Genomic DNA, 1,615 nt, shown 5'->3' with positions numbered 1-1,615 from the left:
TTTATATTCTGGTTGGTATGCTGCTTAAAGAAACGCTTCTTGGTGCAAAATTGTTTGAGGTGTTTAAACCTTGGCACCTGCCGCCTGAATTGCTTGCATTTGTTGCTATCGCATTGATGGCATTCCCGACTGCTTATACCGGTGCTTCGGGCATTATCATTATTGCGATGGGCGCGGTTGTTTATCAAGAGATGAGGCGAGTAGGGACTCGTCGTCAGTTGTCGCTTGCCGTGACAGCAATGACGGGTTCAGGTGTTGTGCTAAGGCCTTGTTTGCTTGTAGTTGGTATTGCAATACTTAATAAAGAAGTTGTGACAGACGAGCTGTTTCATTGGGGCTTCAGGGTTTTTCTTCTGAGTATGCTCGTGTTTGCGGTATTTGCAATGATTACACGAAAGGACCCTATGAAAATTGTACCGGCAAGTGAAGCATTGTTACCTTCTCTTAGAAATTTGATGCCACTTCTTCCTTATGTTGGGATTCTGGTCGCTGCGCTCTTTCTTTACGACATATTGCTAGATGCTCAACTTGACGAATTTACGGCACCTGTCATGCTGCCAATTATCGTTATGGCAGTTTTAGTGTTTGAACGTAAATTTAGTAGGGATTTCCATCAGCGAAATGAAAGTGCTAAGGCGAGTCCGACGATATCTTCAGCCTTTTCCAGTTCTGTAGATAACTCATCCATACAAATTGGCGCCTTACTGATGTTAATGGCTTGCTCGTTTACAGTTGGCGGCATTATAGAACGGGGCGGCGGCGTACTAGAGATACCCGAATTCTTCGGCTCTACCTACGGCACGATGGCGTTTCTCGTTCTGTTTTTGGTGATGATCGGCATGGTAATGGACCCCTTTGGTGCGCTTATCCTGGTTACAGGTACGATTGCTCCGGTTGCTTATGCTGCCGGAATCAATCCGATTCACTTCTGGATGACCTGCTTGATGGCTTTCGAACTTGGTTATTTGAGTCCGCCGGTTTCGTTAAATCACCNACTTACCCGTCAGGTTGTGGGTGATGAGGAAGTCAGTCTCGCTTTAAAAGAGGGCGATTCCTTTTATTATCGCCACGAGCGTTTACTTCTTCCGCTTATGGTTATGGGTACAACACTCATTCTTGTTGCTTTCGTTCCATTAGCATTCATCGATCAATAAGGTTGCTAGAATGGAACGCGTAGCAAAACGTGAGGAGCAATTAGAGCAACTTGAACGGCAGAGTGAAAGTGACTTGCCAGAAATAATTTCTGGCATGAGTGATGAACAATTTGAAGCTGTGTTTGATTTGGTTGAGTCGGTGCTCGAACGTGAAAGAAAAGGATTTGATCGTTTTTTCGAGTCTATCTCTCAAACGCTTAGATATATCCCCAACTTTCTCGTGCTTGCGATTACAAACAAATATATCGACCCACCCATTGCGGCAAGAATTACATCTAAGCTCCCCATTAAGAGTGCTGTTCAAATAGCAAAAGGTTTGTCTGTTGAGTATGTCTGTGAAACAGCGGTCTTTATGAATGAGCGCTATGCAGCCGAATTGCTAGCTCGGCTGCCGAAAAAACAGGCGCAAGATGTAATTGCCTGCTTGGCTGAGCAACACCCCTTGCGTGTATTGGATATAC

2 protein-coding genes are annotated in these 1,615 nt (G+C 44.9%); both read left to right on the top strand.

Annotated features, from left to right (window positions below):
* A partial coding sequence (locus tag A3763_RS18555) for a TRAP transporter large permease subunit (RefSeq protein ID WP_156495170.1) occupies window positions 1-1,154 on the top strand: 1,154 nt, incomplete at its 5' end.
* 10 nt (window positions 1,155-1,164) lie between these two features.
* Window positions 1,165-1,615 (top strand): hypothetical protein (locus A3763_RS18550; protein ID WP_068760318.1); only part of this gene is annotated, 451 nt, incomplete at its 3' end.

The organism is Oleiphilus sp. HI0128 (assembly GCF_001635365.1).
The sequence above is the reverse complement of the archived record's forward strand: the minus strand, read 5'-3'. Positions and strand labels throughout refer to the sequence as shown.